Source organism: Polaribacter cellanae (genome assembly GCF_017569185.1).
Taxonomy (GTDB): Bacteria; Bacteroidota; Bacteroidia; order Flavobacteriales; family Flavobacteriaceae; genus Polaribacter; species Polaribacter cellanae.
Window position 1 is genome coordinate 2761040 of sequence record NZ_CP071869.1, and the last position, 19322, is coordinate 2780361.

Annotated in this window: 11 protein-coding genes; 7 read left to right on the forward strand and 4 right to left on the reverse strand. The window is 29.5% G+C overall.

The annotated features are described in order from the left end of the window. Position 1: 1 nt before the first annotated feature. Both J3359_RS12460 and J3359_RS12465 read right to left on the reverse strand, forming a co-directional pair. Positions 2 to 808, reverse strand: a complete 807-nt coding sequence (locus tag J3359_RS12460) for a mechanosensitive ion channel family protein (RefSeq protein WP_208077183.1) — start codon at positions 806 to 808, stop codon at positions 2 to 4. Positions 809 to 1202: 394 nt separating this feature from the next. Beyond that, positions 1203 to 1403 carry a dodecin family protein gene (locus J3359_RS12465; RefSeq protein WP_088352671.1) on the reverse strand — a complete coding sequence of 67 codons (201 nt, stop codon included), beginning with the start codon at positions 1401 to 1403 and terminating at the stop codon, positions 1203 to 1205. 161 nt (positions 1404 to 1564) lie between these two features. On the opposite strand from J3359_RS12465, the gene J3359_RS12470 reads away from it, so the two are divergent. The 3 genes from J3359_RS12470 (at position 1565) to J3359_RS12480 (ending at position 6149) form a co-directional block, all read left to right on the forward strand. Next, positions 1565 to 1915, forward strand: coding sequence for a toxin-antitoxin system YwqK family antitoxin (locus tag J3359_RS12470; protein WP_208077184.1), 351 nt, complete (start codon positions 1565 to 1567; stop codon positions 1913 to 1915). A gap of 635 nt (positions 1916 to 2550) precedes the next feature. After that, positions 2551 to 4926, forward strand: a complete 2376-nt coding sequence (locus J3359_RS12475) for an efflux RND transporter permease subunit (RefSeq protein ID WP_208077185.1) — start codon at positions 2551 to 2553, stop codon at positions 4924 to 4926. 59 nt (positions 4927 to 4985) lie between these two features. Continuing rightward, entirely contained in the window at positions 4986 to 6149 is a 1164-nt protein-coding gene (locus tag J3359_RS12480) for an ATP-binding protein (protein ID WP_208077186.1), read from the forward strand. Between the two features lie 66 nt (positions 6150 to 6215). On the opposite strand, the gene J3359_RS12485 is transcribed toward J3359_RS12480, so the two are convergent. Next, positions 6216 to 13916 (reverse strand): leucine-rich repeat domain-containing protein, encoded by a 7701-nt coding sequence (locus tag J3359_RS12485; protein WP_208077187.1) that lies wholly within the window; start codon positions 13914 to 13916, stop codon positions 6216 to 6218. A gap of 187 nt (positions 13917 to 14103) precedes the next feature. On the opposite strand from J3359_RS12485, the gene asnS reads away from it, so the two are divergent. The 4 genes from asnS to J3359_RS12505 all read left to right on the forward strand — a co-directional run bounded on the left by asnS (position 14104) and on the right by J3359_RS12505 (position 18587). Continuing rightward, positions 14104 to 15537 (forward strand): asparagine--tRNA ligase, encoded by a 1434-nt coding sequence (asnS, locus tag J3359_RS12490; protein WP_208077188.1) that lies wholly within the window; start codon positions 14104 to 14106, stop codon positions 15535 to 15537. 175 nt (positions 15538 to 15712) lie between these two features. Further along, the gene (locus J3359_RS12495; protein ID WP_208077189.1) at positions 15713 to 16522 is read left to right on the forward strand and encodes a Fic family protein; all 810 of its coding nucleotides are present in this window, start codon (positions 15713 to 15715) and stop codon (positions 16520 to 16522) included. A gap of 5 nt (positions 16523 to 16527) precedes the next feature. Next, complete coding sequence (gene rpoN, locus J3359_RS12500; RefSeq protein WP_208077190.1) at positions 16528 to 17988, forward strand: RNA polymerase factor sigma-54; 1461 nt, start codon at positions 16528 to 16530, stop codon at positions 17986 to 17988. After that, positions 17988 to 18587 carry a hypothetical protein gene (locus tag J3359_RS12505; protein WP_243765910.1) on the forward strand — a complete coding sequence of 200 codons (600 nt, stop codon included), beginning with the start codon at positions 17988 to 17990 and terminating at the stop codon, positions 18585 to 18587. The genes rpoN and J3359_RS12505 overlap by 1 nt, the downstream gene beginning before the upstream one ends. Here J3359_RS12505 and J3359_RS12510 read toward each other — a convergent pair. Then, the gene (locus J3359_RS12510; protein WP_208077191.1) at positions 18582 to 19259 is read right to left on the reverse strand and encodes a porin family protein; all 678 of its coding nucleotides are present in this window, start codon (positions 19257 to 19259) and stop codon (positions 18582 to 18584) included. The two genes, J3359_RS12505 and J3359_RS12510, sit on opposite strands and share 6 nt — an antisense overlap. Between the last annotated feature and the right edge of the window lie 63 nt (positions 19260 to 19322).

Below are 19322 nucleotides of genomic sequence, written 5' to 3' on the forward strand. Positions count from 1 at the left end.
CTTATTCTTTTTTATTAATTTGTACATTGTGTGGATAAGGAATTTCGATACCTGCAGCATCTAATGCTTCTTTAATATTTTCCATACAATCGAAATAAACAGCCCAATAATCTGCAGTATTACACCAAGGTCTAACCGCAAAATTCACAGAACTATCTGCCAATTCTAAAACTGTTACTCCAGGTGCAGGATCTTTTAAAATTTTAGGATGCGAAGTTAAAACACTTGTTAAAACCTCTTTCGTTTTTTTAATATCTGCATCGTAAGAAACACCAATTACCAAATCTACACGTCTTGTACCTTCTGTTGTAAAGTTTATAATGTTACCATTAGATAAAGAACCATTTGGAATTATAATTTCTCTGTTAGATAAACCCGTTAATTTTGTGGTAAAAATTTCTATTTCCTTTACAACTCCAGTTTCTCCTTGTGCTTGTATTAAATCTCCTACTTTAAATGGTTTAAAAATCATAATTAAAACACCTCCAGCAAAATTTGCCAAAGAACCTTGTAAAGCTAAACCAACAGCTAAACCAGCAGCTGCTAAAATTGCAGCGAAAGAAGCAGTTTCTATACCTAATTTTGCAATTACTGTAATAAATAAAATTATTTTAAGCACCCAAGCTAATAAGTTTCCTAAAAATTGCTGAACAGTAATTTCTACATTTCTTTTTCTAAATACCTTTTTAGTTGTATTAACAATAATTTTAATAATTATTAAACCAATAACTAACATGGCAACTGCCATTAAAACTTTTGGTGTGTATTCGATTAGCACTTTTTTAAATTGATCTAAATATTCTTCCATATGAGTTTTTATCTATTTTAAAGATTAAGACAACAAAGTTACTAATAAAGCAATAAATGCTGGTATAGATTAAATGTAAAAATAATTTAATCATTTTTTGTGGAATGCGTACCATACAAACCAGCTATACATAAATATATTAGAAGAAACTGTATTTCATTAAATTTATGTGTTGTTAAAAATCAATGTAAACGTACTACTAAAAACCCATTGTAAAGTCTTTTATTAGTAATCATTATTTTTGTTTCCTCAGCAAATTCCTTGCTTTTTAAAATGTATGTATTTCTTTTTTAGTAGTCCAAAGAACCATTTTCTATATAGAGAATGTAAAAATAAAAAAGCGATTTAACATACTTATTAAATCGCTTATAGTAGTTATGTAATTTTTGTGAATTTAATTTACTTCAAAAGTAATTTTTAAATTTACTCTAAATTCGGCAACATCATCTCCATTTACAACTGCACTTTGCGATTGTACAAATACCGATTTAATATTTTTTACGGATTTAGATGCTTGTTTTACTGCTTTCTTGGTTGCATCTTCCCAGCTTTTTTCTGAGTTTGCAAGTACTTCTATAACTTTCATTACTGCCATAATATCTATTTTAAGGTGAATATGATTTTTGTAAATATAATAAAATCAACCTTTTAAATCAATTAAATTTCTAATGTTAATTTAATGTTACCAAATTGTTTGCAAATTGTTAGAATATTACTATATTTGTAACTATAATGTTAAACCTTAAAATTAAAGTCATGAAAAAATTAATAACAATTTGCTTATTTTGCTTAGTAGCAATAGGATATGCTCAAGAAAATAAACCGACTTTTAAGGCCGAAGGAGATTTAGTAAAAGCAACTTATTATCACGAAGATGGCTCTGTTAGTACAGAAGGTTATTTTAAAGATAAAAAACTGACTGGGAAGTGGACTCGTTTTGATAAAAAAGGAAATAAAACACATTTAGCTTTTTATAAAGAAGGGAAAAAAGTAGGAAAGTGGTTTATGTGGTCTGGTGAAAACTTAAAAGAAATTACATATAATAATAATGCCATTGTAGATGTTAGTTTATGGAAATCGGAATCTAAATTAGCTTCGAATAAGTAATTATTCTAATGAAGTAAAATTAACAAAAACCCAAAGTGTTTAACACTTTGGGTTTTTTGTATTATATAATATTACAAATAACACTTAAATAGTCGATTCTTAAAAATAAATTTAATACTTTGATTATGAGGTGTTAACATGTAAAAAAAGAGTTTAAAAACTTGTAAAAACTACTCAAATTAACATTCCAAAACCACCATTAAAAAAAATAGTGAATATCAAAAACGAAAAAAAAGAAAACACTTTAGAAGAAGAGCTACCAAAGAACCTATTATTGGGCATCTTAAAGCTAACTACAGAGTAGCAAAAAACTTTTTTTTTAAAAGGAAAACAGGGAGACAGTATTAACTTTACAATGGCTGCAGCTAGGTTTAACTATAAGAAATTAATGAAAAAACTCAAAGCAAAAATACTTTGGCTTAAAATTGAACTTAAAAATATTCAACTCAAAATACTTTTTTAAAAATCGATATATTAAAATTATACCTAACAAAAATTTAATAGATCTTTTTTAAGGATTGGCTATTTATTGAGTTCTCGACAGTGCTCGAACAGACAGAAGTAGATTTTTTAAAAAACTATTTTTTTTCGTCTTACCTTTCTAATTTACTTACCTTTGTTACAAATTTTTTTTAATGAATTTCTGGACAAAAGCAGCGGGTCTAATTCTTCGAAACCGCTATTTAGTTTTATTAATAATTGCCATAATAACTGGTTTATTAGCCTCTCAAATGAAGTATATGAAGTTTTCATATACAGAGGCAAACTTGTTACCAGAAGATCATATTGCAAATGTAGAATACAATAAGTTTCTCGAAATTTTTGGTGAAGAAGGCAACTTAGTGATTCTTGGCGTTAAAGATTCTACTGTTTTTACACCTAAAAAATTTAATGCTTGGAACAAATTGGTAGAACAATTTGATGATAGAGACGAAATTGATTTTACCATTTCTATTGCAGATGTTCAAAAATTGAAAGCAGATAGAAAAAAGCGAAAATTTGTCTTAGAGCCTTTATATGAGAAAAATCCCACTACTAAAGAAGAAGTAAATACCATAAAAAAACAACTTTTCGAGAAGCTGCCTTTTTATGATAATCTTCTTTATAACAAAGAAACAGGAACTTTACAAACCGCTATTTATATTAAAAAAGAAATTATAAATACGCCAAAACGTAGAGATTTTATTTTTGATGTTTTAATTCCTGCCATTAAAAAATTCGAAAAAGAAAACAACTTACATGTTCGCGTTTCTGGAATGCCTTACATAAGAACACTAAATGCACAAAACATACAAGACGAAATTATTCTCTTTGTAGTTGGTGCTTTAGGAATTACAGCACTTATTTTCTTTTTCTTTTTTCGATCTTACAGAGCAACTTTTATTACACTTTTAGTTGTTTTAATTGGTGTTATTTGGGCATTTGGTTTTATTGGTTTATTTCGATATGAAATAACAGTTTTATCGGCTTTAATTCCGCCTTTAATTATTGTAATTGGGGTTCCTAATGCTGTTTTTCTCATTAATAAATATCAGCAAGAAATAAAAAAACACGGTCAGCAAGCAAAAGCATTGCAACGCGTAATTGCTAAAATTGGGAATGCGACTTTAATGACGAATATTACAACTGCATCTGGTTTTGCAACTTTTGTATTTGTAAAAAGTAATTTACTACGTGAATTCGGAATTTTAGCTTCCGTTAATATTATTAGCATTTTTATCTTGGCATTATTAATAATTCCGATTATTTACAGCTTTATGCCTCTTCCAAAGAAAAAACATTTGAATCATCTTGAAAAAAGATGGATTGAAAATGTGGTAGATTGGATGGAAAAAATGGTAAAAAACCAAAGAATTACCATTTATTTTACAACAGTTGTTGTAATAGTTTTAGGAATTATTGGTGTGTATATGATTCGTGTTTCTGGTAGTTTGATTGAAGACATGCCCAAGAAAATGGATTTCTACAAAGATATTAAATTCTTCGAAAAAGAATTTGGAGGAATTATGCCATTAGAAATCTTAATCGATACCAAAAAAGACAAAGGAGTTATGAAGCTTTCCACTTTAAAAAAGATGGAAAAATTAAATGAAGCTATAGAATCTTTCCCTGAATTATCGAAACCAATTTCTGTTGTTAATTTAGTAAAATACTCGAAACAAGCTTATTACAAGGGAAACCCTAAATATTATCAATTGCCAACATCACAAGAGCAAAGTTATATTTTTTCATACACCAAAAATTCGAATAACGATGCAAGTATGCTAAAAACGTTTGTAGATTCTACAGGACGTTATGCAAGAATTACTACTTTTATGAAAGATATTGGTACAGATAAAATGGACGTTATTCAGGAACGTTTAAAAGCTGTAATTGCCAAAGAATTTCCTTCGGATAAATATTCGGTTTCTTTAACAGGAAAAGCATTGGTGTTTATAAAGGGAACCAATTATTTAATTAAAAATTTAGTTATTTCTTTATCGTTAGCTATTTTATTAATTGCCATTTTTATGGCTTGGATGTTTCGATCGCCACAAATGATTTTAATTTCCTTGATTCCAAATATGCTTCCACTGCTAATTACAGCAGGATTAATGGGCTTTTTAAACATTCCTATAAAACCATCTACGATTTTAGTTTTTAGCATTGCTTTTGGTATTTCTGTGGATGATACCATTCACTTTTTGGCAAAATACAGGCAAGAATTAATCGCCAACAAATGGAAAATTAAACCCTCTGTTTATGTAGCTTTGCGTGAAACTGGAGTGAGTATGTTTTATACTTCAATCGTATTGTTTTTTGGTTTCTTGGTATTTACTTTATCAAGTTTTGGAGGTACAATCGCTTTAGGTGGTTTGGTTTCTGTAACGCTTTTATTAGCGATGGTTTCTAACTTATTACTGTTACCTTCTCTATTGCTAACTTTCGAAAAGAAAATTGCAAATAAGAAGGTGTTTAAAGAACCTGCCATGAAGATTTTTCCTACAAAAGAGGATGATTTGAAAAAATAAAATTGGACAATTATGCAGTTTAATTGCATAATTGTCCAATTTATAATTATCTTTGAAGTATGATTCAAAGAGAAATAACAAAAACATTACTCGAAGTTAGTAAGTATTATTCTGTGATTACTATTACAGGGCCGAGACAATCTGGTAAAACGACATTGATAAAAAGTGTTTTTAGTTATTTACCATACATTTTATTAGAAAATCCAGAAACTAAAAAAAGGGTAATTGACGATCCAATAGGTTTTTTAGAAAATTATCCAAAAGGAGCCATATTAGATGAAGTTCAAAATGTACCAGAGCTATTTTCTTACATTCAAGGAATTGTTGATGATAATAAAGATATATTTTTTGTGCTTTCAGGTTCACAAAATTTTCTTTTGTTAGATAAAATAAAGCAAACTTTAGCAGGGAGAACAGCAATTATAAAATTATTACCATTTTCTAATCAAGAATTGAAAAACACCAATTATTGGAAAAATAAACCATTAGAATTTGTGTATAAAGGAATGTACCCAAGCATTTATGATAGAAATATACCACCAAATATATTTTATTCAAATTACATACAAACTTATGTGGAGAGAGATGTAAGTTCAATAAGAAATATTGGAAATCTTACAAGTTTTACTAATTTTCTAAGCTTGTGTGCTGGTAGAGTTGGGCAAATTTTAAATATAGATTCTTTAGCTACTGATGCTGGAATCGCTCCAAATACTGCAAAAGATTGGTTATCAATTTTAGAAGCAAGTTATATTATACATTTATTAAAACCTCACTATAAAAACTTTAATAAACGATTAGTAAAACGACCAAAATTATATTTTTATGACACAGGTCTGGCATGTAATTTACTACAAATTAAGAGTAGAGAAGAATTACAAATTCATTTTGCAAAAGGAAATTTGTTTGAAAATTATATTATAAATGAACTTCTTAAAAATAAATTAAATCGAGGAGAAAAATCAAATTTATATTTTTGGAGAGATAAACATGGTAAAGAAATAGATTGTATTGTAGAAAAAGCAAATTCTTTAATTCCTATTGAAATAAAATCGAGTGTAACTTATCAAAAAGAGCATTTTAAAAATATAACCTATTGGAATAAACTCGCTGAAAATTCTAAAGAAAATTCTTTTTTAGTGTATGCTGGTAACAATGATGATGTGCTACCTTATGGAAATTTAACTAGTTGGAAAAATTTAAATAAGATTGATTTGAATTAAACTCATAAGAAAATCGGATGCTTTTTACAACATCCGATTTTACATGTAACAAAAAATCAAAAACTTTTACTTTTTCACAACTCTTTTGGTTGTTTTGCCTTTATCTGTAAACACATTTAATAAATAAACTCCTTTGGAAAGTAGAGAAACATCTATTGCATTTTTAGGATTGTTAACCACTTGTATTTTCTTTCCTAAAAGGTTATAAATCTCAATTTTATTTATTTTTACATCACTTGTATTTCTTATTTGTAAAATATTATCTACAGGATTAGGGTACAACTTAAATGATTTTGAAAAAGTATCATCATCAACACTTAAAGCAGCGTCATACGTTAAAGTTATTCTTTCTGTTTCTATATTTAAACCTGTAATAACAGGGTTTGAAACAAGGCAAAAGTAATACCCAGCATCTTGTTGAGTAGCATTTGTAATTATATATTCTTTATTGGTAGCACCAGAAATTGGACTTCCGTTTTTATACCATTGGTACATATTATTGGTTCCACTCACAACAGCTTCTAATGTTTTATCAAAACCATCGCCAAAATCAATTGCTTCTTCTACTCCTACTTTTGCTTGAGATGAATAGCTAAAAGTCTGTATGTTTTGATAAGAGGCAAACTCATCTTCAAAATCTCCAAACTGTAATTTATTATTGCTAACATATAAACTTGTTAAATTTGTAGAATTTGTAAAATCTGGTAAGTTACCTTCAATTTCATTATTTTGTAGGTAGACTGTTTTTAAGGCCAACATATTACTCATTTCTGCTGGTAAACTTGTAATTTTATTATTATTCAAATACAAGGTTTCTAAAGATGCTAAATTCCCAAAAGTAGCTGGAATTGCTCCCGAAATTTCATTAGAACCTATTTGTAAATTCGTTAACTTGGTTAAATTACCTATACTCGTTGGTAATTCTCCTTTCAGTTTATTACTATTTAAAGAAATATTGGTAATATGTTTACCTCCATCTACAATTTTGGTAGTAATTCCTTGCCATTTTGTAGCATTGTATGGATTATTAATAAGTGCTTTTGCTAAATTACCATTCCAATTTATACTGCCATTCCAATTTGCTCCATCTAAATTATTGTATAAATCTACTAGAGCTTCCATTTCGTTTTCTGGTATATTGTTATAAGCGCTACAATCTTGCCCCCAAACAATATTTGGGTAATTTTTTGCATGAGTAGTAGCTTCCCAATCTGAAATAGTTTTTTGTGGTACTGCAATACAGTTTAAGTATTGATTGTATAAACTAATACTATTAGAGAATTGACCTTCCGAATTATAACCATTATCAAAAACGTTTGGAGAAACTCCTATTTTTAACCCTGTTATTTCGTTACTTGAAACACTTAAAGAAGTTAAATTTACAAGATTGCTAAAATCTAAATTACCTTCAATTTTATTAGAACTAAATTCTAATCTTTTTAAAGTTGTAATATTATTAATTTCTGATGGGATTGTAGTTAATTCAGTTTGACCTGTAAAAGTTAACTGTTCTAAATTTGCCAGTTTACCAATTTCTGTAGTAATTTCTGAAATTTTATTACTATTGAATTCTAACTCTTTTAATTGTGTTAAGTTTTTAATTACAGATGGAATTGTACCATCTAATAAATTACTATTTAATTCTATTTTAGTAACATGTTTTTTTCCATTTATAATATTAGTAGTAACACCATACCAAGCCCCTACGTTTCTTTTTTGTGTTGCATCATTTACCCAAGTAACACCATTATATGAACCAGATAAATCGTTTCTCCAATCCATACCTTTTGTATTGTTGTAAATAGCAATTAATGCATCTCTTTCTAAATCTGGAATAGAATTGTTAGTTATTGCACTACAATTATCTGAATAAACTACGCCATTGTCGATAATACCTCCTTCTTCATTATAAACAGACAATTGCCATGCAACTAACTCATCACTTGGTACTTCTATACAGCCTAAAGCGTTTCTTTTAAAACGAAATCTATTTGCTTGTGGATTATTACTTGTACCAAATATAGTTGGTGAAACAGCAATTTTTAAGTCTGAAATATTATTATATTGCGCTCTAAAATCTCTTAAAACTTCTGATTTACTTAAATCTAAAGAATTACTAATTTGATTATATTCAATATTTAAAATTTCTAATTTTTCTAAATTGGTAATTGTAGTTGGTAAACTCCCTAAATTATTATATTGTAATTGTAACTTCTCCAAACTTGTTATATTCCCAACCTCATCTGGTAAACTTGCAAGTGTGTATTGAGTTTGATACCTAACAGGACTTGTTGTTTGAAAAGATAAATTTAATTCTTTTAAACTTGTAAAATTCCCAATACCTGCTGGTAGACTTGTTAACCCATTACTTCTTAAATCTAGTTTTTCTAAAGTAGCTATATTGCCAATTTGTTCTGGTAGGCTTGTTAAGGTTGCAATATATTGAGAGGTGTTAATTCTTTCTCTTTGACTTGTTAGATGTAACTCTACCAAACTTGTAAAATTCCCAATACCTGTTGGTAAACTCTCTAACTGATTGCCATTTAAATTCAAGTACGTTAGCTTACTTAAATCTCCTATCTCTGTTGCTATTGTAGCAATACTTCCGTTTGTTAAACGTAACCTTGTTAATTCTGTTAAATCTTTTATCTCTTTAGGAACACTTCCGGATAAATTTTTACCCAATTCTAATTTAGTTACGTGTTTTTGTCCATTGATAATTTCTGTTGTAACACCTTGCCAAGAACCAACATTGGTTAATTCTGTTGCATCTGTACTCCAATTAGTTCCAACCCAAGTAACTCCTGTATTAGCATCTATTGCATCTCCTCCTTTGGTAGCTATATAAAATGCAATCAAAGCTTCTCTCTCACTTTGGGGAACTCTAAAGCCTGTACAATTATCACTAAAAGCAATTCCATTATCTGCAATTTGTGGTACTTGAGCATATCTTACATCCCAATTTGTAACTTCTGCTGCTGGTACTTCTACACAGGTTATAAATGGATTACTCGTAATATTAAAATGATACGTAGGGTTTGAACTGCCTGTAAAATTTCCTGATGGTGCATCTATTTTTAAATCTGTTATTTTATTATTGTTTAATTGTAATCTGGTTAATTTTGTTAAATTCGTTAAATCTACCAAACCTCCTATGCCGCTATTACTTGCTTCCAAAACCTCTAAGTTTAACAACTGATTCATTGTTGTTGGTAAACTTTTTAAATGATAAGTTGTTATACCATTCTCTCTACTACTCATATTCTCCACATACAACTCTTTTAAATTTGATAAATCTCCAATCTTTTCAGGTAAACTTTCAATTTGATTTAAATTTCCATTGTTTGATAAATACAATTTCTGCAAGTTGGTTAATCCCCCAATCGTTGTTGGTAAACTCGTTAATTTATTACCCTCTAATCGTAATTCTAACAAATTCGTTAAACCATTGATTGTAGATGGTATGGTAGTTAAAACATTATTATTAAGTTGTAGTTTCTCCAAACTTGTTATATTCCCAACCTCATCTGGTAAACTTGCAAGTGTGTATTGAGTTTGATACCTAACAGGACTTGTTGTTTGAAAAGATAAATTTAATTCTTTTAAACTTGTAAAATTCCCAATACCTGCTGGTAGACTTGTTAACCCATTACTTCTTAAATCTAGTTTTTCTAAAGTAGCTATATTGCCAATTTGTTCTGGTAGGCTTGTTAAGGTTGCAATATATTGAGAGGTGTTAATTCTTTCTCTTTGACTTGTTAGATGTAACTCTACCAAACTTGTAAAATTCCCAATACCTGTTGGTAAACTCTCTAACTGATTGCCATTTAAATTCAAGTACGTTAGCTTACTTAAATCTCCTATCTCTGTTGCTATTGTAGTAATACTTCCGTTTGTTAAACGTAACCTTGTTAATTCTGTTAAATCTTTTATCTCTTTAGAAACACTTCCGGATAAATTTTTACCCAATTCTAATTTAGTTACGTGTTTTTGTCCATTGATAATTTCTGTTGTAACACCTTCCCAAGAACCAACATTGGTTAATTCTGTTGCATCTGTACTCCAATTAGTTCCAACCCAAGTAACTCCTGTATTAGCATCTATTGCATCTCCTCCTTTGGTAGCTATATAAAATGCAATCAAAGCTTCTCTCTCACTTTGGGGAACTCTAAAGCCTGTACAATTATCACTAAAGGCAATTCCATTATCTGCAATTTGTGGCACTTGAGCATATCTTACACCCCAATTACTAACTTCTGCTACTGGTACTTCTACACAGGTTATAAATGGATTACTCGTAATATTAAAATGATACGTAGGGTTTGAACTGCCTGTAAAATTTCCTGATGGTGCATCTATTTTTAAATCTGTTATTTTATTATTGTTTAATTGTAATCTGGTTAATTTTGTTAAATTCGTTAAATCTACCAAACCTCCTATTCCGCTATTACTTGCTTCCAAAACCTCTAAGTTTAACAACTTATTCATTGTAGTTGGTAAACTTTTTAAATGATAAGTTGTTATACCATTCTCTCTACTACTCATATTCTCCACATACAACTCTTTTAAATTTGATAAATCTCCAATCTTTTCAGGTAAACTTTCAATTTGATTTAAATTTCCATTGTTTGATAAATACAATTTCTGCAAGTTGGTTAATCTCCCAATCGTTGTTGGTAAACTCGTTAATTTATTACCCTCTAATCGTAATTCTAACAAATTCGTTAAACCATTGATTGTAGATGGTATGGTAGTTAAAACATTATTATTAAGTTGTAGTTTCTCCAAACTTGTTATATTCCCAACCTCATCTGGTAAACTTGCAAGTGTGTATTGAGTTTGATACCTAACAGGACTTGTTGTTTGAAAAGATAAATTTAATTCTTTTAAACTTGTAAAATTCCCAATACCTGCTGGTAGACTTGTTAACCCATTACTTCTTAAATCTAGTTTTTCTAAAGTAGCTATATTGCCAATTTGTTCTGGTAGGCTTGTTAAGGTTGCAATATATTGAGAGGTGTTAATTCTTTCTCTTTGACTTGTTAGATGTAACTCTACCAAACTTGTAAAATTCCCAATACCTGTTGGTAAACTCTCTAACTGATTGCCATTTAAATTCAAGTACGTTAGCTTACTTAAATCTCCTATCTCTGTTGCTATTGTAGTAATACTTCCGTTTGTTAAATGTAACCTTGTTAATTCTGTTAAATCTTTTATCTCTTTAGAAACACTTCCGGATAAATTTTTACCCAATTCTAATTTAGTTACGTGTTTTTGTCCATTGATAATTTCTGTTGTAACACCTTCCCAAGAACCAACATTGGTTAATTCTGTTGCATCTGTACTCCAATTAGTTCCAACCCAAGTAACTCCTGTATTAGCATCTATTGCATCTCCTCCTTTTGTAGCTATATAAAATGCAATCAAAGCTTCTCTCTCACTTTGGGGAACTCTAAAGCCTGTACAATTATCACTAAAAGCAATTCCATTATCTGCAATTTGTGGCACTTGAGCATATCTTACACCCCAATTACTAACTTCTGCTACTGGTACTTCTACACAGGTTATAAATGGATTACTCGTAATATTAAAATGATACGTAGGGTTTGAACTGCCTGTAAAATTTCCTGATGGTGCATCTATTTTTAAATCTGTTATTTTATTATTGTTTAATTGTAATCTGGTTAATTTTGTTAAATTCGTTAAATCTACCAAACCTCCTATTCCGCTATTACTTGCTTCCAAAACCTCTAAGTTTAACAACTTATTCATTGTAGTTGGTAAACTCTTTAAAGTATATGTGCTAATACCTGTTGTTGTATCGTAAATACGCATATTCTCTATATACAACTCCTTTAAATTACTCAAATCTCCAATCTCATCTGGTAGACTTGTCAATTCATTATTTGAACTACTTTGAGATACATACAACTTCTCTAAACTCGTTAATCCCCCAATCGTTGTTGGTAAACTCGTTAATTTATTACCCTCTAATCGCAACTCTAATAAATTTGTTAAATTACCAATACTATTGGGAATTGTTGTTAGTTTATTGTTTTGTAACTGCAACGAAGTCAACTTAATCAAATTACCAATATTAGCAGGTAATTTGGTTAACTTATTATTATACAAAGTCAACTCTTCTAACAAAACCAAATCAGACATATCTTCAGGTAAATCTGTATTAAAGTTTGGGTTGTCTTCACCTAATCTATTGTTATGTAATCGTAAGAATTTCAGTTTTGTAAAACCACCTAAACCAGCAACTACTTGTAATTCGTTATCATTAAGATATAGCGTTTCTAATTGGGTTAAATTTGCAAAAGCGCCTGGCGTATTTGATAATTCACAATTTGCAAAATCTAAAAATTGTAGTTTGGTTAGTTGTCCAAATTCTGAAGGAATACTGGCAATATTATTTGGTGCTGCTACTAATCTTCTTAACTCTACCAAACCACCAATTTGAGGTGGTAATAAAGATATTTTTGTGTTGGCAAATTCTAAAATTTCTAACTTTTTTAAATTGCCAATGGTTGTTGGTATTAAATCTACTTGTGTATTGCTAAAATAAAATTGTTCTAAATCTGTAAAACTACCTAAACCAGATGCTATTGAAGGAATTTGATTATTACTAATATTTAAAACCTTTAAATTTACTAAATCATAAAAATCAATTGGAATTGCGGTAATTGAGTTATTATTCAAATACAAATCTTCTAATTTGCTCGCGTTTTTTAATTCTGTTGCAATGGTATTAATTCCAGAATTTGGTATGTGTAAATGTTTTAACTCTGTAAAAACACCAATTTCTACTGGCATTGGTCCATTAATTCCTAAACCTGTAGTATGAATTTCAGTAATTCTGGTTTCTCCATTAAGGACTTCAACATTTAACCATTCTGTATCATTTACTCCAGATTTTATTGTACTTGCATATGTGTAAGATTTATTTTCATATAATTTTTTAAGAGCTTCCCTTTCAGCAATATTTGGAGTTGCTGTTTTATCTGCTTGGTCATAACCAACTATACTAAGTCCTAAATCAAAATAATCTCCATTTATATTAAGAAAGCTAGCTGGATTTGGCACTTCAATAAAAGCTAAATTTGGAGTGTTTTGTACTCTAAGTCTGCCATTTTGAGTGATACTTCGCCCATTAAAAGTAGACGTTGCTAGTTTTAAAAAACTAATATTAGTGTCGTATATATGTATAGAAGTCAAATTAGTAAAACTGCTAAAATCTAGTTCTCCTATATATTGGTTTTTAGCTATCCAAATGGATGCCATGCTATTTGGAAAAAAACTTTCATCAATAACACCAGTTAATTGGTTGTCTATAAAATTTACAATCCGTAAAGCAGTTAATGTAGATACATTTGGGAAAGCACCAGACATACTATTTTCTCTTAACCCAATGTAGGTTATGTTATCAGGAAAAAAAGTAACATCTATGGTACCCGAAATGTTATTGTTAGAGAGTTCTAGCTTACTTAAATTGGTTAGACTAGAAACATTAGTTAAGGAGCCAGTTAAATTATTATCAAACAATCTAATTTCTGTAACAGTATTGTTTCGAACAGTAACCCCAAACCAAGTAGCAATATCAGAATTAGAATTAATATCTGTATCCCAATTGGTATTATTGGTCCAATTATCGCCATCTGTAGCGTTATATAAATCGATTAAAGCTTGCCTTTCTGCTTGAGAAACTTGGGCAGTTACTACACAAGAAATAAGTGCAAATAGTAAAAGTAGTTTTGTTTTCATAATCGTAGTTTTAAGTAATCTTCAAATGTAGCATACGATCCAATATGGGTAAATACCTACTTATAGGTATATTTTCATTCTTAAAATTCTAAAATATCTTTCTTTTTTTAACTTAAGTTTTACTGCAAAAAAAGTATCTTTACTCTTTTGAATAGACTTTTTCCGAATACAATATATTTAATAAATAATGATGAAAAGTAACGTAGCAGAAATCTTAAAATCAGGTACAGTATTACAAGAAATAGCCTTAAAAGGTTGGGTGAGAACTTTTAGGAGCAATCGTTTTATTGCTTTAAATGACGGTTCTACCATAAATAACATACAATGTGTTATCGATTTTGAAAACACACCAGAAGAAACATTAAAAAGAATTACAACAGGAGCCGCAATTGCTGTAAAAGGAACTTTGGCAGAAAGCCAAGGAAAAGGACAATCTGTAGAAGTTCAAGTTTCAGAAATTGAAATTTTGGGAGATTCTAATCCAGATGAATATCCAATTCAGCCTAAAAAACACAGTTTCGAGTTTTTAAGAGAAAATGCACATTTACGTGTAAGAACAAATACGTTTGGTGCAGTAATGAGAGTACGTTCTAAACTTTCTTTTGCAGTGCATAAATACTTTCAAGATAATGGTTTTAACTACGTAAACACACCCATTGTTACAGGATCTGATGCAGAAGGCGCAGGAGAAATGTTTCGTGTAACTTCCTTCGAAGATAATAAGGCACCAGTTACAGAAGATGGGAAAATAGATTATTCCAAAGATTTCTTCGGAAAGGAAACCAATTTAACGGTTTCAGGTCAATTAGAAGCAGAAACCTATGCAATGGCGTTAGGAAAAGTATATACTTTTGGTCCAACTTTTAGAGCAGAAAACTCAAATACAACCCGTCATTTAGCAGAATTTTGGATGATCGAGCCAGAAGTTGCTTTTATGGATTTAGATGGCAATATGGATTTGGCAGAAGATTTTATAAAGTCTGTTTTGGGGTATGTTTTAGAAAACTGCAAAGACGATTTGGCATTTTTAGACCAACGTTTAACACAAGAAGAAAGCAAATTACCACAAGCACAAAGAAGTGATATGAGTTTATTAGAAAAACTTAAATTTGTGGCAGACAATAATTTTAAAAGAGTTTCTTATACAGAAGCAATCGATATTTTAAGAAATTCGAAACCGAATAAAAAGAAGAAATTTCAATTTCCAATTGATAAATGGGGCGCAGATTTACAATCGGAACACGAACGTTTTTTAGTTGAAAAACATTTTAAATGTCCGGTTATTTTGTTCGATTATCCTGCAAATATCAAAGCATTTTACATGCGTTTAAATGAAGATGGAAAAACAGTAAGAGCCATGGATGTGTTATTTCCAGGAATTGGAGAAATGGTTGGTGGTGCCCAACGTGAAGAACGTTATGACGTTTTAGTAGAAAAAATGAAGGCCATGAATATCGACGAAAAAGAACTTTGGTGGTATTTAGATTTACGTAAATTTGGTACAGCAGTACACTCTGGTTTTGGCTTAGGTTTCGAACGTTTGGTACAATTTACAACAGGAATGGGAAATATTAGAGACGTAATTCCGTTTCCAAGAACGCCACAAAATGCTGAATTTTAATCCCATCTTAATCTTCCCATTTCGTCTTCGCTCACAGGCTAGGGAAGAAACTGTTGTGAAAATAGGCACACAAATTATCAAAAGTTAAATTTTGAATTTTATTTCAGATTAAGTGAGCATTTACATTATTCTGGTGCTAATAATTTTTGTATTTTTATAAAAGAAAAATAAAGTTGTGGATTTAAAATATTTAATCAAATTAAAAGAAGAATACCTTCATCTTTGTAAAGATGATACTTTTGATTTCGATAAATTTAATCAATTTGCAATTGTGCATCATTCTAATTCTATCGAAGGTTCTACGCTTACAAAAGAAGAAACCTTTATATTATTAAATGATGCTTTAACACCAAAAAACAAACCTTTAGAGCATACTTTTATGGCAATAGATCATTTTAATGCTTTAAAATATAGTATTGAATTAGCAAATTCAAAAAAGTTACTTTCAGTTGAAACTCTAAAAGATATTTCAGCAAAAGTCATGAAAAATACTGGAAGTTCTATTTCTGCAATCGCAGGAGATTTTGACTCTTCTAAAGGAGATTTTAGAAAAGTTACTGTAAGAGCAGGAACTTCTACTTTTATGGATTATACTAAAATTCCGAAAAGGATATTAGAATTAGTAAATTACATCAATAAAGAAATTAAAATTGTAACAGATTTCGAAAGTATTTACAATTTAGCTTTTGATGCTCATTTTCAGTTGGTTTCTATACATCCTTTTGCAGATGGAAATGGAAGAATTTCTCGATTGTTAATGAATTATATTCAAGCATACCACAAACAACCATTAACCGTGGTTTTTAAAGAAGATAAAACAGATTATTATCAAGCATTAGTAGATACAAGAGAAAAAGAAGACATTTCAATTTTTAGAAAATTTATGTATTCTCAAACTGAAAAATTCTTTTTGGAGAAAATATCAGAACTAACAAAAACACAAAAACAAAGTTCCAATCAAAAGGGATTATCATTTTTATTTTAAAATAAATGTTAAAACAAAGTTTAAATTATAAACTCTTACAGAAATTATCTCCTCAACAAATTCAGTTGATGAAGTTAATTCAACTGCCTACGCAAGCTTTTGAAGAACGTTTAAAACAAGAGATTGAAGAAAATCCTGCGCTAGATACAGGAAAAGATGAATCGGATTCTATAGACGACGATTTATCAAATGAGTATGATGATGATACTGGAAACGAAAAAATCGAGGCAGAAGATATAAATATTGATGAGTATTTAAGTGACGACGAAATTCCGAACTACAAAACTCAAGCAAATAATTATTCTGCAGATGATGAGGAAAAAAACGTGCCTTATGCTGCAGGAACCAGTTTTCATCAATCTTTAAAAAACCAATTAAATACTATTCGTTTAGACGAAGAAGAAAAAGCAATTGCCGAGTTTTTAGTAGGAAGTATAGACGATAGTGGTTACATTCGAAGAGAAATTATAGATCTTGTAGACGATTTGGCTTTTACTGCAAACATTTTTACCACAGAAGAAAAAGTAATTTCTGTTCTTAAAAAAGCAGTACATACTTTAGATCCTATTGGAGTGGGGGCTCGCGATTTAAAAGAATGTTTAATTATTCAACTAAAAGCGAAAGAACCGAACAAGAATAGGAGTTTAGCCATTGAAATTTTAAACACTGCTTTCGATCATTTTGTGAAGAAGCATTATAAAAAATTACAAGAAAAGTTTAATATTTCTGAAGAAGAGCTCAAAGAAATAAATTTAGAAATTTCTAAACTGAATCCTAAACCTGGTAGCTCTTATGCTGGGAATAATAAAATTGCAGAACAAATTGTACCCGATTTTTCCATTAAAATTATCGATGGAGAATTAGACTTGACTTTAAACTCTAGAAACGCTCCAGAATTGCATGTTTCCAGAGAATATAACAACATGTTAAAAGGGTATCAAGAATCGAATGTAAAAACGAAATCACAGAAAGATGCAGTTTTCTTTATCAAACAGAAATTAGATGCTGCAAAATGGTTTATAGATGCTATAAAACAGCGTCAGCAAACATTATTGGTAACTATGAATACCATTATGCATTACCAGTATGAATATTTTTTAACGGGGGATGAGCGAAAGCTAAAACCCATGATTTTAAAAGACATTGCCGATAAAATTAATATGGATGTTTCAACGGTTTCCAGAGTTGCAAACAGCAAATATGTTTCTACACCTTATGGAACAAAATTAATTAAGATTTTCTTTTCTGAATCCATGAAAAACGATCAAGGTGAAGATGTTTCTACAAAACAGATTAAGAAAATTTTAGAAACTGTAATCTCGAAAGAAAATAAGAAAAAACCACTTACAGACGAGAAATTAGCGGCAATTTTAAAAGAAAAAGGGTATCCTATTGCAAGAAGAACCGTTGCAAAATATAGAGAACAATTAGATTTGCCTGTTGCTCGTTTGCGTAAAGAAATTTAGTGAAGTTATATAAAACCATATCTGTAATTTTACACCCAATTGTAGTTCCTACAATTGGTGTAATTCTTTATTTTTTATTGATTCCTACTTATTTAAATAGCAATCAAAAATTAGTTTTACTAAGTTTAGTATTTATAACAACTTATATAATTCCGCTATTAATTTTAATTTTATTCAAAAAAATAAAATTAATAAAAACCTTTAATGCTCATAGTATTAGAGAGCGGAAAATTCCTGTTGCTATGATGGTTGTACTTTTCTATTTACTAGGAAATACACTTTTTAGAATTTCTAATATAGACGATTTAAGATTATTATTTTATGCAACTTGTGGAGCTTTGTTCTTGGTTTATCTTTTGTTTTTTTTCAATTTAAAAACAAGTATCCATTTAATTTCTATGGGAATTACTACCGGTTTTTTTATGGTTTTAGGAGCAAAATACGGGTATCCTTTTCCTGTAACTGTAATAATAACTATTATTCTTGCAGGTATTGTTGCCAATGCTCGGCTACATTTAAAAGCACATTCAGCTTTAGAAGTTTACTTAGGCTATTTTGTTGGCTTTTTTTCGCCTTTTGCTATTTACTATTTTTTATAAAAGGTAAAAAATTAATCCGAATTTTAATATTTTAGTATTTACACTTTCAGCATTTATGGTAGCATTTTTAAAGATGGGAGATAGACCATAAAATACATTCATATTAAACTCGTCATAACCTGCAGAAATCGTTAAACCATATTGCAATTTATTGTATGCAGTAACATTATTGTATTTAAATTGTTTGTTATTTGCATCTTTATATTGAAAACTATTTGATGCATTGTATAGAAATTTAATTCCTGTATACACTCTCCAAAAACTATATTTATTTGCTGTAGAAGTACGCCACCTAAACTCTAATGGAAACTCTATATTGTGCGATCTATAAAAATTAGAACTAATGGTATTATCGCTAGAGAAAGAAGTATTACCATTAATTTCTTCAACTTTTAATTCGTGGTTAAAAAAATCATACCCATATCCAACACCAGCTGCAAAAGAAATACTACCACTTTTATTTAAAATAAAATCTTTTATAAATCCTGTAGATATAGAATAAGAAAAACTACTCTTAGAAATTACACTAGGTTGGTCGTTTAATTGGCTATAAGAAATAGAAGCATAAATTTGGTCTTCTGCATATCTATCGCCAATCTGTAAAGAATCTTTCTGTGCATGCAAGTTGTATGTACATAAGAATAAAAAAGCAGTAAATAAGATATATTTCATAATGTATTTAACGAAGTATAAAGATACATTATTTCATTTTTTTATGATAAATTGAAGCAAAAA